Annotated in this window: 15 protein-coding genes; 5 read left to right on the top strand and 10 right to left on the bottom strand. The window is 63.8% G+C overall.

What is annotated here, in order from left to right; all coding sequences use genetic code 11:
- The 8 genes from rseP to rpsB all read right to left on the bottom strand — a co-directional run bounded on the left by rseP (position 1) and on the right by rpsB (position 7,200).
- Positions 1-1,374, bottom strand: a complete 1,374-nt coding sequence (gene rseP / locus DEH80_RS16080) for an RIP metalloprotease RseP (RefSeq protein WP_109721541.1) — start codon at positions 1,372-1,374, stop codon at positions 1-3.
- A complete protein-coding gene (gene ispC / locus DEH80_RS16075) occupies positions 1,367-2,569 on the bottom strand; it encodes a 1-deoxy-D-xylulose-5-phosphate reductoisomerase (RefSeq protein ID WP_109721540.1) in 1,203 nt (400 codons plus the stop codon). Before ispC ends, rseP begins: the two co-directional genes overlap by 8 nt.
- A complete protein-coding gene (locus DEH80_RS16070) occupies positions 2,566-3,393 on the bottom strand; it encodes a phosphatidate cytidylyltransferase (RefSeq protein ID WP_109721539.1) in 828 nt (275 codons plus the stop codon). Before DEH80_RS16070 ends, ispC begins: the two co-directional genes overlap by 4 nt.
- Entirely contained in the window at positions 3,393-4,106 is a 714-nt protein-coding gene (gene uppS / locus DEH80_RS16065) for a polyprenyl diphosphate synthase (protein ID WP_109721556.1), read from the bottom strand. The genes DEH80_RS16070 and uppS overlap by 1 nt, the downstream gene beginning before the upstream one ends.
- A 35-nt stretch (positions 4,107-4,141) precedes the next feature.
- The gene (gene frr, locus DEH80_RS16060; RefSeq protein ID WP_109721538.1) at positions 4,142-4,699 is read right to left on the bottom strand and encodes a ribosome recycling factor; all 558 of its coding nucleotides are present in this window, start codon (positions 4,697-4,699) and stop codon (positions 4,142-4,144) included.
- A complete protein-coding gene (gene pyrH / locus DEH80_RS16055; protein WP_207774656.1) occupies positions 4,696-5,424 on the bottom strand; it encodes a UMP kinase in 729 nt (242 codons plus the stop codon). Before pyrH ends, frr begins: the two co-directional genes overlap by 4 nt.
- A gap of 130 nt (positions 5,425-5,554) precedes the next feature.
- A complete protein-coding gene (gene tsf / locus DEH80_RS16050) occupies positions 5,555-6,427 on the bottom strand; it encodes a translation elongation factor Ts (protein WP_109721537.1) in 873 nt (290 codons plus the stop codon).
- A gap of 20 nt (positions 6,428-6,447) precedes the next feature.
- Positions 6,448-7,200, bottom strand: coding sequence for a 30S ribosomal protein S2 (rpsB, locus tag DEH80_RS16045; RefSeq protein ID WP_109721536.1), 753 nt, complete (start codon positions 7,198-7,200; stop codon positions 6,448-6,450).
- A gap of 227 nt (positions 7,201-7,427) precedes the next feature.
- On the opposite strand from rpsB, the gene map reads away from it, so the two are divergent.
- From map to DEH80_RS16020, 5 genes are read left to right on the top strand one after another with little or no spacing between them, the layout of a single operon-like run.
- Complete coding sequence (gene map, locus DEH80_RS16040; RefSeq protein WP_109721535.1) at positions 7,428-8,210, top strand: type I methionyl aminopeptidase; 783 nt, start codon at positions 7,428-7,430, stop codon at positions 8,208-8,210.
- Complete coding sequence (glnD, locus tag DEH80_RS16035; RefSeq protein WP_109721534.1) at positions 8,210-10,918, top strand: [protein-PII] uridylyltransferase; 2,709 nt, start codon at positions 8,210-8,212, stop codon at positions 10,916-10,918. The genes map and glnD overlap by 1 nt, the downstream gene beginning before the upstream one ends.
- Before the next feature lie 2 nt (positions 10,919-10,920).
- A complete protein-coding gene (dapD, locus tag DEH80_RS16030; protein ID WP_243412834.1) occupies positions 10,921-11,760 on the top strand; it encodes a 2,3,4,5-tetrahydropyridine-2,6-dicarboxylate N-succinyltransferase in 840 nt (279 codons plus the stop codon).
- A complete protein-coding gene (gene dapE / locus DEH80_RS16025; RefSeq protein ID WP_109721533.1) occupies positions 11,757-12,929 on the top strand; it encodes a succinyl-diaminopimelate desuccinylase in 1,173 nt (390 codons plus the stop codon). The genes dapD and dapE overlap by 4 nt, the downstream gene beginning before the upstream one ends.
- On the top strand, positions 12,926-13,963 hold the full coding sequence (locus tag DEH80_RS16020) for a YheT family hydrolase (RefSeq protein ID WP_109721532.1): 1,038 nt from the start codon (positions 12,926-12,928) through the stop codon (positions 13,961-13,963). Before dapE ends, DEH80_RS16020 begins: the two co-directional genes overlap by 4 nt.
- On the opposite strand, the gene DEH80_RS16015 is transcribed toward DEH80_RS16020, so the two are convergent.
- Positions 13,964-15,805, bottom strand: coding sequence for a cyclic nucleotide-binding and patatin-like phospholipase domain-containing protein (locus tag DEH80_RS16015; RefSeq protein WP_109721531.1), 1,842 nt, complete (start codon positions 15,803-15,805; stop codon positions 13,964-13,966).
- 170 nt (positions 15,806-15,975) lie between these two features.
- Positions 15,976-16,770, bottom strand: a complete 795-nt coding sequence (locus DEH80_RS16010) for an SDR family oxidoreductase (RefSeq protein WP_109721530.1) — start codon at positions 16,768-16,770, stop codon at positions 15,976-15,978.
- Positions 16,771-16,772: the final 2 nt, after the last annotated feature.

Below are 16,772 nucleotides of genomic sequence, written 5' to 3'. Positions count from 1 at the left end.
TTATCCAATGAGCCGGCTGATATCGTTATAGAAGGCGAGGCTCATCAACATGAATAGAAGCAGCAGCCCAATCTGCTGGCCGGCCGCCTGAACGGATTCGGAGATCGGGGAGCCCTTCACCAATTCGACGAGATAATACAGCAGATGCCCCCCATCCAACACGGGCACCGGCAGCAGGTTCAGAACACCCAGGCTAACCGAGACAATGGCCATGAAGCTCAGGAAGGTCACAATGCCAGCCTGCGCCGAATAGCCGGCATATTCGGCGATGTGAATTGGGCCCGAAACATTCTTGACCGATACATCACCGGTGATCATGCGGCCGATCATCCGCAGGGTCAGCCAGGACATGCGCCAGGTCTGGGACGCCGCCTCGGCCACCGCGGCCAACGGCCCGTAGCGCACCTGCACCCGCAGCGCGTCGTAAAAGCCGTCAGGAATCTGCGGGCCAGCTCCCAGGTATCCGTAGCGCCCGCTGTCGTCCTCTCGCTGCTCCAGCCGGATGGTCCGGTCGAGCGTCTCGCCCCCGCGCCGCAGCGACACGTCAACGGCCTCGCCGGGATGCGCCCGCACCCAGTCACGCATTTGCCGCCAGGTCTCGAAGGACTGACCATCCATCGACAGGATCTGATCGCCTGACTGCAGGCCGGCACGGGCTGCGGGCAAATCGGCTACCACCTCGCCAATCACCGGTGGCACTTCGAACGCGGGCGGTGTCAGCCCCAGCGTCTCAAATAAACGCTGCGGATCGGCGCTGACCCCCGATAAATCCAGGGTTGTGGTCTGGGCAGCACCCGCAGCCGTCTGCACCTCAACGGGTACGGGTTTGCCGCTGAGGGCGACCTCGATCAGCCGGGGGCGGAGCTGATCCCAGCTCTGGATGCGCTCGCCACCCACCGAGGTGACGACCATGCCCTGCTCCAGACCGGCTTGATCAGCCAGCGTGCCATCGGCCACCGGGCCCAGTTCTGGGCGCAGCGCGGTGGAGCCGATGACGAACACCAGCCAGTAGGCGGCAATGGCCAGAATGAAGTTGGCGCCCGGCCCCGCCGCCACAATGCAAATCCGCTTCCAGACGGGTTGCACGTTGAACGCTGCAGGCCGGTCACTTTCGGCCACCGGCCCCTCGCGCTCGTCCAACATTTTGACGTAGCCACCCAACGGAATAGCCGAGATGGCGTACTCGACCCCCGTGCGGGGTGACACGCGCGACCAGATCGGTCGCCCGAAACCAATGGAATAGCGCAGCACCTTGACGCCGAGCTTGCGCGCCACCCAGAAGTGCCCGAACTCGTGAAACGCCACGAGAGCGCCGAGTGCAACGATGAACGCGATGGCGGAAACCAGCACGCTGCTGAAAGGGAGATCAAGCATGCTGCCTTCGACCCTCGCACCGTCCGATTAATTCCCCGGCGACCCGACGAATGTCCTGGTCCAGCGCCACGATGTCGTCCACGTCGCCTGGACAGGGCATGACCGCTGTCTGATCCAGGGTGTTGGCAATCACCTCGGCAATGGCTGTGAATCCCACGCGCCCGTCCAGAAAGGCCTGCACCGCCACCTCGTTGGCCGCATTGAGCACCAGCGGTGCGGTGCCGCCAGCGGACAGCGCATCTTGCGCCAGGCGCAGGCAGGGAAACCGCTCCAGATCCGGGCTGCGGAAATCCAGCGGACCCGCCGTGACCAGATCCAACGGAGCCACCCCGCCATCCATGCGTTCGGGCCAGGCCATGCCATAGACAATCGGGGTTCGCATGTCTGGCTGTCCCATCTGCGCGAGCACGGAGCCATCGTCCATGCGCACCATGGAATGCACGACACTTTGCGGATGGATGATCACGCGAATCTTGTCCGGCGGCAGGTTGAATAGCCACGCGGCCTCGATGACCTCCAGCCCCTTGTTCATCATCGTGGCCGAATCCACGCTGATCTTGCGCCCCATCTCCCAGTTGGGGTGTGCGCAGGCATCATCAGGTGACATGCCGGGCAGCCGCGACAAAGGGGTCTCCAGGAACGGACCACCGGAGGCCGTCAGCAGAATCTCGGTGACCCCGGGCAGCGCGGCACCGCAGCGATAGTCACCAGGCAGACACTGGTAGATCGCGTTGTGCTCGCTGTCGATCGGCAGCAGATCCGCCCCGCTCTCGGCCACGGCATCCATCAGGAGCTGGCCGGCCATCACCAGCGACTCCTTATTGGCGAGCAGCACGCGTTTGCCACGGCGTGCGGCCGCAAGCGTCGGCAGCAGTCCGGCTGCGCCGACAATCGCGGCCATGACCTGATCCGCGGCTTCGTGCTCGGCAACGGCCAGCAGGCCCGCCGCCCCGGTCGCCACTTCGGTTGGCAGCTGCAGATCCCGCAATCGGGCAGCCAGGGTGGCCGCCGCCTGGGGATCCGCCATGGCGGCTAGCGCAGGCCGGTGGCGCTGGCAGATCGCCAACATTCCCTCGACGTCGTGGCGTGCAGAGACCGCGACACAGCGAAACCGGCCGGGGTGGCGTTCAATCACATCCAGGGTGCTGGCACCGATGCTCCCGGTCGCTCCCAGAATGGCAATCCCGGTGGTCATGCTCCCAACCAGCGAAGGCCCAGTGCCAGCACGGGTGCAGCCGCAAACAGGCTATCCAGCCGATCCAGAATGCCCCCGTGCCCGGGCAGCAGCTGGCCCGTGTCCTTCACGTTGGCCTGCCGCTTGAACATGCTGATAGAGAGATCCCCGACCACCGAAAACGCCACCGCCACAAGACAGACCAGCACGAAGCCGGGCAGGCCCCAGGCACCAGTCGGCAGCAGGAACAAGCCGGTCAGCACGGCGATGAGCCCGGCAGCCACGAAGCCGCCAACAAACCCTTCCCAGGTTTTGCCGGGGCTGATGCTGGGCGCCAGCTTACGGCGGCCGAAGCGATGACCTGCGAAATAGGCACCGGTATCTGCGGCCCAGACCAGCGCCAGCAGCAACAGCACATGCAAGGGGCCTGAATACCCCGGGTGTCCGTGCAGCAGCATCACCGCGAGGTACGCCGGAATAAACATCAGCCAGCCCGACGCCGCCGCCGTTGCAGGCGAGACGCGCCCGTCGCGAAAAATCGCCGGGTAGGCCTTCAGCCAGCCTGCCGCGAAAACCCACCAGGCGCAGCCCAGCAACAAGGTGGCATCGACAATCAGGCTGCCCTTGTCCAGGCCAAAGGCGGCGATCAGCAAGGCGGCCGACACGGCCGTGAAGGTGGCATGCCAGGAGGTTTCGGTCAGCGCACTTAAGCGGACCCACTCCTCGGCCGCCAGCAGCAGCACCAGCGCGATGATGGCGCCAACAGCCCAGGCCGGACCGAACCAGATCAATGCCAGCGCAATCGGCGCCAGCACCACCGCCGTGGCAATCCGCTTCCAGAGCATTAGGAACTCGCCTCGAGCAGGCCACCGAATCGACGCTCGCGGTCTGCGAACCAATCCAATGCCTCGATCAGGGTCTGACCATTGAAGTCGGGCCAAAGCACCGGCGAGAAGTACAACTCGGTATAGGCGAGGTCCCAAAGCAGGAAATTGCTCACGCGCTGGTCTCCTCCGGTGCGGATGAACAGATCAGGGTCGGGCCAATCGCCCAGATCCCGGTACCGCCCGAGCAGGTCTTCATTGATATCGGATGGATTGACCTGCCCGGTCGCGACGTCCTGAGCCAGGCGCTTTGCGGCGCGTGCCAGATCGTCTCGGCCACCGTAGCCAACGGCGATGGCGAGCTGCAAGCGACTGTTACCGGCGGTTAGCGCCTCGGCCTTGGCCATACGCTCACGCAGCGCCGGCGCCAGTCGACCATGGTCGCCGATAAAGCGCAGCCTCACACCATTGTCATGCAGCTCGGCGACTTCGCGATCCAGTGCGCGCATGAAGAGCTCCATGAGCACACGGACCTCTTGCAACGGCCGCGACCAGTTCTCGCTGGAAAACGCGAAAACGGTGACATAACCCAGCTTGGATCGGATGCTTTGCTCGACGAGGGCCCGCAGGGCTTTGACGCCCGCCCGATGACCCGCGGTGCGGGGCTGCCCGCGTCGGCGCGCCCAGCGGCCGTTGCCGTCCATGATGACGGCGACATGTTGAGGAATAGACACGACGTTCGACGTCTGTTCCGGCACGAACAGCCGGTTCAGACGGCCATCATCTCCTCTTCCTTCGCGGCCAGCTTGGCATCGACCTTGGCCACATGCTCGTCGGTGATCTTCTGGATGTCCTGCTCGGAACGACGCAGATCATCCTCGGAGATCTCGCCCTCCTTCTGCAGTTCCTTCAGATCCGAGTTGGCATCGCGGCGCACGTTGCGAATGGCCACGCGGGCGCTCTCGGCTTCTGCGCGGACCACTTTGACCAGGTCACGCCGACGCTCTTCCGTCAGCGGCGGCAGCACGATGCGGATGACCGTGCCCGCGGTATTCGGATTCAGCCCCAGGTCCGACTTCATCAACGCCTTTTCGATGGGCGCGACCATGGTCTTTTCCCACGGCTGGATGGTCAGCGTGCGCGCGTCTTCGCTGGTGATGTTCGCGGCCTGCGACAGCGGCACTTCCGAGCCGTAATAGTCCACGGTCACATGGTCGAGCAGGCTGGGGTGCGCCCGCCCGGTGCGAATCTTGGTGAATTCCTGCTGCAGCACGTCAATGCTCTTGCTCATGCGCTGCGCAGCGTCTTTCAGGATGTCCTGGATCATTCGTTGGTCCCGTCTACCAGAGTGCCGACGCTGGTGTCGCCGGTCACGATTTTCATGAGGTCACCGTCCGCCGTCATGTCGTACACACGCAGCGGTACCTTGTGGTCCCGACACAGCACAATGGCCGTCTGGTCCATCACCTTCAGGCGTTGGTCCAGCACCTCGTCGTAAGACACACGATCGTAACGCGTCGCGGTGGGGTCACGCATGGGATCGGCGGTGTAAACACCATCGACCTTGGTGGCCTTGAGCATCAAATCCGCATCGATCTCGATGGCGCGCAGGCTGGCTGCGGAGTCGGTGGTGAAGAAAGGGTTGCCTGTCCCGGCGGCAAACACGACGACCCGGCCCTTCTCCAGGTGGCGGATCGCACGCCGGCGGATGTACTCCTCACAGACTTGGTTAATGCGAATCGCGGACATGACGCGCACCTTGCGGCCAGCCCGCTCGATGGCGTCCTGAAACGCCAGTGCGTTGATCACCGTCGCCAGCATGCCCATGTGATCGCCGGTCACGCGGTCCATACCGCCGCCCGCCAGTCCCTCGCCGCGGAAGATATTCCCGCCGCCCACCACAATGGCGACCTCGACACCGATGTCCATGACCTCGCAGACCTGGCGTGCGAGCTTGGAGAGCACCTCGGACGAGATCCCGAAATCGGAATCCCCCAGCAGCGCCTCGCCGGAAAACTTGAGCAGAATCCGCTTATGGACAGGTTCGGGCATCGACATCTCCAGTGGTTGAGCGGCGCTGGTCTGTTGCCCCGGCCCGGGCACGCCGCAGTTGGCCGGTGATTCCACCCGATTCTATCGGGCAAAAAAAGGCCCCGGAGTCCGGGGCCTTGACGTTCAGCCGTTAGGCCGAGGCGCGGGCCTGAGCCATCACCTCTTCAGCGAAGTTCGATTCTTCCTTCTCGATGCCCTCGCCCACCTCAAACCGGACGAAGCCGGTCACGCTGGCGCCCGCTGCCTTGAGCAGCTTGGCCACGGTCTGGTCGGGGTCCTTGACGAACGGCTGACCCAGCAGCGTGATCTCGCCCAGGTACTTGTTCAGGCGACCTACGATCATCTTTTCGATGATTTCCGGCGGCTTGCCGCTGTCGGCAGCCTGGGCCACCAGAATGTTCTTCTCGCGCTCGCGCACCTCGGCCGGCACATCATCAGCCGATACGAACTCCGGCTTGCTGGCTGCGACGTGCATGGCCAGATCGCGGGCCAGTGCTTCGTCACCGCCGCTCAGGCCAATGATCACGCCGATGCGTTCGCCGTGCAGGTAATGTGCGACCACATCGCCACCATCCAGCGTGGCGAAACGACGGATGTTGATGTTCTCGCCCACATTGGCGATCAGGTTGCGGCGACGCTCATCGAACGTCTCGCCGTCAACGCTGACAGAAGACAGGGCTTCGACATCCGCCACGTCACCACCGACCACGGCCTTGGCCGCATCGTCAGCCAGAGCGACCAGACCGTCGTTCTTGGCGACGAAGTCGGTTTCGCAGTTGACTTCAACAATGGCAGCACGCGTGCCATCAACGGCCACGCGAACAATGCCCTCGGCAGCCACGCGCGAGGCCTTCTTATCAGCCTTGGCCTGGCCTTCCTTGCGCATCTTTTCGATGGCGGCTTCGATGTCGCCATCCGTGGCCTGCAGCGCGCGCTTGCAGTCCATCATCGCGGCGCCGGAGCGCTCGCGCAGTTCTTTAACTTGTGCAGCTGTAATAGCCATTTCGACTCCGAAAGATTCGATCAGGACGCGGCAGGCGCGTCTTCGGTCACTTCAACGTATTCGTCGTTGCCCTTGGCAGCGCCCGTGGTCACGGTGCCACGGCCATCCAGCACCGAGTCGGCGATTGCGTTGGTGTAGACACGGATGGCGCGGATGGCGTCATCGTTGCCCGGAATCACGCAGGCCAGACCGTCCGGCGAGTTGTTGGTATCGACCACGGCGACCACGGGAATACCCAGCTTGCGGGCTTCTTCAACGGCGATCTTCTCGTAGCCAACATCGATAATGAACAGCGCGTCCGGCAGGCTGTTCATCTTCTGGATACCGCCGATGGAACGCTCCAGCTTTTCCATTTCGCGGCGCAGCTGCAGGCCTTCCTTCTTGGTCACGCGGTTGATGGAACCGTCTTCGACCATCTTCTGCAGCACTTCGAGGCGGCGGATGGACTGCTTAACCGTCTTGAAGTTGGTCAGCATGCCGCCCAGCCAGCGCTGGTTCACGTAAGGCATGTCACAACGCTCGGCCGCAGCCTGAATGTCTTCGCGGGCCGCACGCTTGGTGCCGACGAACAGCACCTTGCCGCCGTTGGCAGCCAGACGGCTGACGTAGCTGCAGGCATCCTTCAGGAGGGGCAGTGTCTCCTCAAGGTTAATAATGTGGATCTTGTTGCGGTGCCCGTAGATGTAAGGTTCCATCTGCGGGTTCCAGTAACGGGTGCGATGCCCGAAGTGCACGCCAGCTTCCAGCAGCTGGCGCATGGTGATATCAGCCATGTGGATTTCCTAAGTTGTACGGGGTTGGGCCTCCACGCTGCCCGCCACGCCGATCCCGCGAACGAGACACCCCGCATGACGTTGTATGGAGCGTGTGAGAAGTCAGATTGACCGCTAGACAATCGACACGAGAAGCGCCGAATTGCCTTTGCGGCGCGCGATTTATACCATAACGGCCTGAATGAATCCAAGCGCCCACCCGGGCGCTTTTTTACTCTGGACCCTGCATGCCTGTTTCGATCAAAACGCCCGAAGAAATTGATGCCATGCGCGTGGCTGGCGCGCTGGCCGCCGATGTATTGATGATGATCGGCGAGCACGTCAAACCCGGCGTCACCACGGGTGAGCTCGATGCCATCTGCCACGACTACATCGTCAATCAGCAGAAGGCGACGCCCGCACCGCTGGGCTATGGCGGCAGCGGTTCACGCCCGCCCTTCCCCAAGTCCATTTGTACGTCGGTCAACCATGTGGTCTGCCACGGCATTCCCGGCGACAAAAAGCTGAAGCGCGGCGATGCGCTCAATATCGACGTCACCGTCATCAAGAACGGGTTTCACGGCGACACCTCCAAAATGTTTTTTGTGGGCGAACCGACCGTGCGCGCCAAGCGCCTGGCCGAGGTCGCGCATGAATGCATGGTAGCGGGCATTGAACAGGTGCGGCCCGGGGCAACGCTGGGCGACATCGGCTCGGTGATTCAGCAGCACGCCGAATCCAACGGTTTTTCAGTGGTGCGCGAATACTGCGGCCACGGTATTGGCCGGGTCTTTCATGAGGACCCCCAGGTCTTGCACTACGGCCGGCCGGGCACCGGCATGAAGCTGAAGCCGGGCATGACCTTTACCATCGAGCCCATGGTTAATGCAGGGCGCAAGGAAACCCGGCTGCTACCGGATCAGTGGACCGTGGTCACCAAGGACCACTCCCTGTCCGCGCAGTGGGAGCATACGATTCTGGTGACAAACGATGGATTCGAAGTGTTGACGCTGCGCGACGGCGAAATTTAATGGAGTCCGATCCGGTTATCTTCGGCATTGAGGACGAGCCCGACGTCATCAGTGCGCGCAAGCTGGATAAGCGCCTGGCCGAGGCCGGCAGCGATGTCGCTGCCTTGCGCGATGTGCTGGCCTGGGGCCGCGATCTCGTCTCCACGAATTTTTATGCAGGGGTCTCCGCCCATGCACTGGTCCGCGCGAACACGCGCTTGATCGACCAGACCTTGGCGCACGTCTGGGCCCAGACACTGGGCGACGCAGCGGCAAGATTGGCCCTGGTGGCCGTCGGAGGTTACGGACGGGCGGAACTGTTGCCCCATTCCGACATCGACCTGCTGGTCCTGTATCCGGATGAAGGCCTTGGTTCGGCCGATCAGGTTCTGGAGCAGTTCCTCACCATGCTGTGGGACCTGCGGCTGAATGTTGGTCACAGCGTGCGCTCGGCCAAGGAGTGTCGCGAACAGGCCGGGGCCGACATCACCATCATGACCAACCTGATGGAAGCGCGACTGCTGGCCGGGGATTCGACACTGCACCGGGCCATGCAGACCCAGACCGGCACCGACAGTATCTGGCCCACGGATCGCTTTTTTGCCGCCAAGCAGGCCGAGCAGGTCGCGCGGCATGCCAAGTACGATGACTCCGGCTACAAGCTGGAGCCCAACGTCAAGGAGAGCCCGGGCGGGCTGCGCGACATCCACACCATTCTGTGGGTGGCCAAGCGCCAGTTTCCCGGTGCAACCCTCACCGATCTCAAGCGCCACGGCCTGCTCACGGCCCAGGAATGCGCCGAACTGGTCGCGGGTCAGGATTTTCTCTGGCGCGTTCGCTTTGCCCTGCATCTGATCGCCGATCGCCACGAAGACCGGCTGCTGTTCGACTATCAGGTTCGCATTGCCGAGCTGTTCGGCTTTGTGGACCAGTCACATAACCGCGCGGTTGAACAGTTCATGCAGCTGTACTACCGGCAGATCAAGGCGCTGTCCTGCCTGAACGACTTGATGCTCCAGATGTTCGAAGAGAGCATCCTACATCCGGACAACGACGCCGAGCCGACCCGCATCAACCGCCGTTTCCAGGCCCGCCATGGGTATATCGAGGTGGTCGACCCCGGCGTCTTCCGTCGCAATCCCCAGGCATTGCTGGAGATCTTCCTGCTGCTGCAGAAGCGCACGGAGTTACGCGGGATTCGGGCACAGACGCTGCGGCTGATCCGCCGGGATCGCAAGCTGATCAACGATCGCGTCCGTGGCGACATCCGCGCCAAGTCGCTGTTCATGGAAATCATCCGGCAGCCGGGCGGACTCACCCGGGCGCTGCGCCGAATGAACCGCTACGGCGTGCTGGGTCGCTACATCCCGGCCTTTGGCAACAGCATCGGGCGGATGCAGTACGACCTGTTCCATACGCTGACGGTCGATGAGCACACGCTGTTCGTGGTCCGCAACATGCGCCGATTGGCCATGCCGCAGTTCCGCGACGAGCATCCGTTCTTCAGCGAGATCATGGATCGCATCCCCAAGCCAGAGCTGCTGTATCTGGCGGGTCTGTTCCACGACATCGCCAAGGGCCGTGGCGGCGACCATTCGGAACTGGGCGCCGAGGATGCCATCACCTTCTGCCTGGACCATGGCCTGCCGCAATGGGATAGCGAGCTGGTGGCCTGGCTGGTGCGCAACCATCTGGTGATGTCTGTGACCGCACAGCGCAAAGACATCACCGATCCGAATGTCATCCAGGAATTCGCCGAAGCCGTGGGTGACCGCACGCATCTGGACTACCTGTTCCTGATGACCGCCTGCGACATCCGAGCGACCAATCCGGCGCTGTGGAATTCCTGGCGCGAAAGCCTGCTCAAGGACCTGTACCTGACCACTTGCCGCCTGCTGTCACGCGGGCTGGCCAACCCCATCGACCGGGATGTGCTGGCCCAGGAAACCCAGGACGCCGCCCTGCAGCGGATCGGCCGCGATGCCGACACCGACGCGGTGCATCAGCTCTGGACGCGCCTGGGCAACGATTATTTCCTGCGCCACTCGGACGAGGAGATCGCCCACCACACGGTGGCGATCCTGAACCACCGCTCCGCCGCGCCTCTGGTCACGCTGGGCGAAACCAGCACCGGCGGTGTCACGGTCTTCATTTATATGGAAGACCAGGATCACCTGTTTGCGGTGACCACCGGGGTGCTGGCCCAGCTGGGCCTGACCGTGCTCGATGCCCGCCTGGAAACCACCGACGATGGCTACGCGTTTGACAGCTACGCCATCTGCGAAGGCGACGGCTCAGCCATCAGCGAGGGCCATCGCCGCGAAGAGATCGTCGAGAGCTTGAGCACCACGCTCGCGAATCCCGACATCTCCAGCGTCAACGTCACGCGTCGTACCTCGCGGCGGCTACGCCACTTCCGCACGCCCACACAGGTGTATTTCAGCAGCGATGCCGACCGCGGCCGGACCATCATGGAACTGGTCACCGGCGACCGCCCTGGCCTGCTATCCATCGTCGGCCGGGTGTTCCGCAAGCGCGGCATTCTGCTGGTGGCCGCCAAGATCGGCACCATTGGCGAGCGTGCAGAAGACGTCTTTTTCATTACCGACAGCCAACACCGGCCCATCAATGATCCGGCCGTCTTCAACGAATTGCGACGCGTACTCACGCGCGTGCTGCAAACGGAAGACAGCCTGAGCACCGATGAAGCCGTGGCCTACATTGAGTGACCATGACCGACATCAACTCGCTTGAATCCCAGATCAACGCCGCGTTTGAAGAGCGCGCCTCGCTCGGCCCGGACGCCGCCCCCGCCGAACTGCGTGACGCCGTGGAACAGACCTTGGGTCTGCTCGACGCCGGCACCCTGCGCGTCGCCGAGCCCACTTCTGACGGCTGGACGGTCAACGAATGGGCCAAGAAAGCCGTGCTGCTCTCGTTCCGCCTGTATGACAATCATCTGATCGAGGGCGCCGAGACCCGCTACTTCGACAAGGTGCCGGGCAAGTACGCCAACTACAGTGAAGCAGACTTCCGCGCCGATGGCGTGCGCGTGGTGCCACCGGCGATGGTGCGCCGTGGCGTGCACATCGCCAGCAACGTGGTGCTCATGCCCAGCTACGTCAATATCGGTGCGTACGTTGGCGCGGGTTCGATGGTCGACACCTGGGCCACGGTTGGCTCCTGCGCCCAGATTGGCGCCAATGTGCATTTGTCCGGCGGTGTCGGCATTGGCGGCGTGTTGGAGCCACTGCAGGCCGCGCCCGTCATCATCGAAGATGACTGCTTTATTGGCGCACGATCCGAGATTGTCGAGGGCGTCATTGTCGAACAGGGCGCGGTCATCGCCATGGGTGTATACATCAGCCAGTCCACCCCCATTTACGACCGCGAAGCGGACAGCATCAGCTTCGGCCGGGTGCCTGCAGGTGCCGTGGTCGTGCCGGGCTCGCTCCCCAAGGACCAGGGGCGCTACAACCTGAACTGCGCGGTCATCGTCAAACGCGTGGATCAGCGCACCAAGGCCAAGGTGGGCATTAACGAATTGCTGCGCAACGCGGCCACCGAATGAGCCAAACCCCGCCCCGCCTGGACACCAGCCAGCCAGCCGAACTCGCGCTGCTGAAGGCGCTGGTGGAACGTCCGTCGGTCACTCCGGCGGATGCAGGCTGCCAGGCGATGCTGGCCGAGCGTCTGAGCGCGCTGGGGTTCCAGATCGAATCCCTGCCTTTTGGCGAGGTTTCGAACCTGTGGGCCACGCGCGGTCAGCACGGTCCCACGCTGTGCTTTGCGGGCCATACGGACGTCGTACCGCCAGGCCCCGCAGAGCGCTGGACCAGCCCGCCCTTCGAGCCCACCGAACGCGACGGCCACCTGTTCGGGCGAGGTGCCGCCGATATGAAGTCCGGACTGGCATCGATGATTGTCGCCATGGAGCGCTTTGTCGCCGCGCACCCGGACCACGCGGGTCGTCTGGCGATGCTGCTGACCAGCGACGAAGAGGGTCCGGCACGCGACGGCATCCGCCGCGTGGTCGAACATTTTGCCGAGCGCGGCGAGACCATCGACTATTGCGTGATCGGAGAATGCTCCAGCGTGGAGAGCTTTGGCGACCGCATCATGGTCGGGCGCCGGGGCTCGATTGGTGCCACCCTGACCGTCCTGGGGCGTCAGGGCCATGTCGCTTACCCGCATCTGGCCGACAATCCCATCCACCATGCGCTCGGGGCACTGGACGAATTGGCCCAGATGACCTGGGACTCCGGCAACGATGACTTCCCGCCGACCTCCTTTCAGATCACCAATGTCCGCGCAGGCACCGGCGCGACCAATGTGATTCCGGGCACGGCCGAGTTCGACTTCAACCTGCGTTATTCCACTGAACTCGATGCCGCGACCATTCGCCAGCGGGTCGTCGATTTACTCGACGCCAAGCGGCTGAACTACCAGCTGGACTGGTGGTTGTCGGGGGAACCGTTCCTGACCCGCCCGGGCAACCTGCGGGCGGCGTCCGTGGAGGCACTACAGGTCGAAACCGGTCAGACGCCGACGGAGTCCACTGCGGGCGGCACCTCGGATGGTCGTTTTATCGCCCAGCTGGGCACCGAAGTCGTGGAAATCGGCCCCATTAACGCCACGATTCATCAGATTGATGAATGCGTGCGCGTCGACGACCTGCCCCGGCTCACCCGTGTGTATGAGGCGGTCATGCAACGCCTGCTCATCGCCGACCCCGCGTGACCATCCAGGCCCCGACCAACGGAACGCTGACCACCGCGGCCTACCAGCCACCGGGCTGGCTGCAAAACCCGCATTTGCAGAGCATTCTGGCCTCCTCGTCAGCCCGCCGGCACTGGATTGCCGCGCGCATGCCCGGCATGCAGGCGGCCAGCCGGCGCATCACCCTGAACTGTGGTGACGGCGTGCGGCTATACGCCCACGTCAGCCCGCAGCCCGGCAATCCGGCGGGGCGCGGCCAGGTGGTGTTGATCCACGGCTGGGAAGGCTGCCACGACTCGGTCTATCTCTTTTCCATGGCCAGCCGGCTCTGGGAAGCCGGATACGCCATCGTGCGTCTCAACCTGCGTGACCATGGATACTCGCATCACCTGAACGTCGAACCCTTTGTTTCCACGCGACTGTCAGACACGGTGGGCGCGCTGCGTGACATCGGCCGGCGGCTGCCAGGCGGGGATGCCCCCTTTCTGATGGGGTTTTCCATGGGCGGCAATGTCGCGCTGCGCACGGCCCGCGCCGCGACGGAAGCAGGCCTGCATATCCGTGGCCTGCTGGCGGTCAGCCCGGCCATTAACCCCTTGGCGACCACCCAGGCTATTGATCAGGGCATTGCGCTTTATCGCACGTACTTCCGGCGCAAATGGGCGCGCTCGCTGCAGGCCAAAGAGGCCGCACACCCCGGCGTGCATGAGCTGGCAGACATGCGGAACACCGAGACCCTGGAACAGGCCACGGCGCTGTTCGCGCCGCGGTTCACGCCCTATGCGGACTACCGCGACTATCTGCAGGCCTACACCCTGACCGGCGACGGGCTGACCGGATTGACCGTACCCACGCATATTCTCACCGCGGCTGACGACCCGGTGATTCCGATCGAAGACTTCGAAGGTCTGACACTACCCGACGGCGTCAGTCTCGAAGTGACCGACTTCGGTGGACACTGCGGGTTTATTCAGTCCTGGAGCCTGGACTGCTACACCGATGAGGTGGGCTTGGCGTTTCTGCAAAGCTTTGACGACAGCCGCGTCGGCCGCTGATCAGGCCTCGGGTGCAGGCACCGCGTGCCGGCCTGCGGCCCGCTGCTGGGTCAATCGGCCCTCTTCGGACTCCAGGAAGGCCTCCAGCCGGGGCATGGCATAGTCGTAAGACGCCTGAATAATCTCGTCCATGCGGTCCCAATCGAACATCCCGACTCCCGACACCGGCATGTGGATGTAGCACTCGGCGTCGGTTTCGCGCCGGGCGATGGTTTCGGAGCTGACCACGGTGGCTGCGCGATGCAGCAATCGTCCGATTCCGGGAAACCGCTCGACCCCGCGCTGCCAACGCAGGGGCTCGGGGCGATCGTCTGCCTCCTGGGGAATCATGAACCGCTCCCGGTTGCTCACATCGCAAGACACGATGGGGCCGCGGCCCAGCTCCCGCATCTTGTCCACCGGCAAGCTGTTCAGCACCCCGCCATCACATAACAGGTCGCCCCGCCAGACCAAAGGCGGCACGATGCCGGGCACGGCCATGCTGGCGGCTATCCAGTCACGCAGCACGCCCTCGCGGTGGGCGACGGACTCGCCCTGGGACAGGTTGGTGCTCACGGAGAAATACGGGATGTGCAGGTCCTCGATACGCCGGGATCCGAACACCTCGTCGAGCCTGCGCAGAAACTTCTTACCGCTGATCATGGCCACACGCGGCACGACGTAATCATTGAGGTAATTGTGATCAACAAAGGTCTCACGCAGATTGCGCTTGGCCTCGTCACAGTCATGCCCAATGGCCATGAGCGCGGCCACATACGCCCCCATGCTCGCGCCGCCCAGAACATCGAACTCGATCCCCAGCGACTCCAGCGCCTGCCAGAGGCCCAGATGGGCAAAGCCCCGGGCACCCCCACCGCCGAGCACCAGACCGAGGCCGCGTCCGGTCAGCAATCTCACCAGACGCTCCATGCTCTCAGGCTGGTCCAGCGTGGCATGCAGCACGGAATCGGTCTGGCACAGCGCGTTCCAATCGTGCGGCTGCGCCCGGGTCTTCTCGCCCGTGTAGTGCACGATGCAAAGTTCCGTGGTGGTCCGACCTCGGATGGACTGGAACGCCCGAATCTCCGGCGTCGCCCGGGCTGAGGCGGCGCCGTCAACCACCACCAGCACCCGGTCGGCCTGACGAATGCAACGCCGCGACCAGGGTGAATCATCCCCGTCCGTGGCGTAGATCAGATAGCGGTATTGGGTTTCCAACTCGCTGAGCCAAGCGGCGACCTGCTCCGAGCGCTCCGTATCGTCCAGCATACTGTTGGCCGCACCCTGGCCAAGGGCCCGGTCGACCCGGTCGGCGCTCAGCCGTAAGGTCGCGCCCTGCTGCGACATCGCCGCCGCCATGGCATTGGCGACTCGCACCAGGTCCATGCCCGGATGCCCAGGCACCAGTGCAATCGTCGCCAGCGACTGCGCGGTTGGCGCCTCACCGGGGCTGTTAATGGTCCGCACCAATCGACCGACCAGAAACCGGATGATCTCGATGGCTTCGTGCGGGTGCTTGGCGGCGATCACGTCGAAGGCCCGTTTAGAGATGGTGACGACAACGCTCTCGCGCAACACCTCAACACGTGTCAGCCGGCGCTCGCCGGTCATCATCGAGACGCCCCCCACCACTTCCCCGCGGACCAGCTCCCGAAGCAGCGTGAAGCCCGTGTCTTCGGGTCGCAGCAGCAGCAGACGCCCGGTGCCGATGACGTGGAAAGACTCGGCGTGATCCCCGGCGTTGAACAACACATGGCCCGGTCGCAACAAACGCTTGTCGGCCGCATCCGCCAGAAGATTCAGTGCTTTTGCATTCAGCCCCGCGAACGCAGGGCTTGCCGCCAGTATGGTGTGCGCGTCCATCGGCCTCGCTGGTTCAGGTCCCCTCACCCGTCACGGACTGCATCCGGCGGTGTCGAGGCAGCAAGCATTGCACAGGCCGGCCCGCGACGCGACGGGGGCGTGGAGGGTCTGTGCATCGTTGTGTGAAGACGGCAAGGGCTGGGCCAAGCCAGCCTCGCTCGCCAGGACGATTAGCGGCTGCGCTGCGCCGCCACGCGGCGTGTCAGGCGGGCCAGCAGGCGCGGGGAAATACGCTTGAGGTGCGCGGCCAGGATTTCCTTACCGCCGACCAGAATCTCGTGCTCACCCCGATTAATCGCCTGCAGCGTACGGCTAGCCACGGTTTCGGGCGGCACGCCAGCCGCCTGATCGGCATCCATGCTGCCATGCGCCTGGCCATCGCCCTTGAGCGCGGCGTAAGAGATCGGGGTATTGACGAACCCAGGACAGACGACCAGTACGTGCACGCCGTGGTCCTGGACCTCCGCGCGCAGGGCATCGCTGTACCCCACGACGGCATGCTTGGCCGCGCAATAGCCGGTGCGTAACGGGGCTCCGACCTTGCCGGCAATACTGGACATGCAGACGATTTGACCTTCACCGCGCTCAAGCATGCCGGGCAGCATCGCCGACGTGAGTGCGATGGTGCCGAACAGATTGACCTCCAGCAGGCGCCGATAAACCGTCATGTCAGTTTCGGTGGCCCGAGAACGCTGGGTGATCCCGGCATTGTTGACCAGGATATCGACGCCGCCCCAGGCGTCATTGACCCGCTGCACGGCGGCATCGATGGACGCCTGATCGGTGACGTCCAGGGTGACGACCAGACTGTCATCACCGCAGCGTTCGGCAACCTGTTCCAGTTCGGCCTGCCGGCGGGCGCTCAGAACAACCCGAGCACCCGCCTCGGCAAAGGCCACGGCCAGCGCAGCACCGATGCCCGAAGAGGCACCGGTGACCCAGACACGCTTGCCGCGAACTTCCATGG

It is taken from the genome of Abyssibacter profundi (genome assembly GCF_003151135.1).
In the GTDB taxonomy this organism is placed as follows: Bacteria; Pseudomonadota; Gammaproteobacteria; order Nevskiales; family OUC007; genus Abyssibacter; species Abyssibacter profundi.
Note: the sequence above shows the minus strand (reverse complement) of the source record. Positions and strands in the feature narration are given on the sequence as shown.

What these genes read in the sequence shown, in the direction of transcription:
- rseP (WP_109721541.1), bottom strand. Translation starts at nt 1,374, where the DNA reads ATGCTTGATCTCCCTTTCAGCAGCGTGCTGGTTTCCGCCATCGCGTTC.
- ispC (WP_109721540.1), bottom strand. Translation starts at nt 2,569, where the DNA reads ATGACCACCGGGATTGCCATTCTGGGAGCGACCGGGAGCATCGGTGCC.
- DEH80_RS16070 (WP_109721539.1), bottom strand. Translation starts at nt 3,393, where the DNA reads ATGCTCTGGAAGCGGATTGCCACGGCGGTGGTGCTGGCGCCGATTGCG.
- frr (WP_109721538.1), bottom strand. Translation starts at nt 4,699, where the DNA reads ATGATCCAGGACATCCTGAAAGACGCTGCGCAGCGCATGAGCAAGAGC.
- pyrH (WP_207774656.1), bottom strand. Translation starts at nt 5,424, where the DNA reads ATGCCCGAACCTGTCCATAAGCGGATTCTGCTCAAGTTTTCCGGCGAG.
- tsf (WP_109721537.1), bottom strand. Translation starts at nt 6,427, where the DNA reads ATGGCTATTACAGCTGCACAAGTTAAAGAACTGCGCGAGCGCTCCGGC.
- rpsB (WP_109721536.1), bottom strand. Translation starts at nt 7,200, where the DNA reads ATGGCTGATATCACCATGCGCCAGCTGCTGGAAGCTGGCGTGCACTTC.
- map (WP_109721535.1), top strand. Translation starts at nt 7,428, where the DNA reads ATGCCTGTTTCGATCAAAACGCCCGAAGAAATTGATGCCATGCGCGTG.
- glnD (WP_109721534.1), top strand. Translation starts at nt 8,210, where the DNA reads ATGGAGTCCGATCCGGTTATCTTCGGCATTGAGGACGAGCCCGACGTC.
- dapD (WP_243412834.1), top strand. Translation starts at nt 10,921, where the DNA reads ATGACCGACATCAACTCGCTTGAATCCCAGATCAACGCCGCGTTTGAA.
- dapE (WP_109721533.1), top strand. Translation starts at nt 11,757, where the DNA reads ATGAGCCAAACCCCGCCCCGCCTGGACACCAGCCAGCCAGCCGAACTC.
- DEH80_RS16015 (WP_109721531.1), bottom strand. Translation starts at nt 15,805, where the DNA reads ATGGACGCGCACACCATACTGGCGGCAAGCCCTGCGTTCGCGGGGCTG.
- DEH80_RS16010 (WP_109721530.1), bottom strand. Translation starts at nt 16,770, where the DNA reads ATGGAAGTTCGCGGCAAGCGTGTCTGGGTCACCGGTGCCTCTTCGGGC.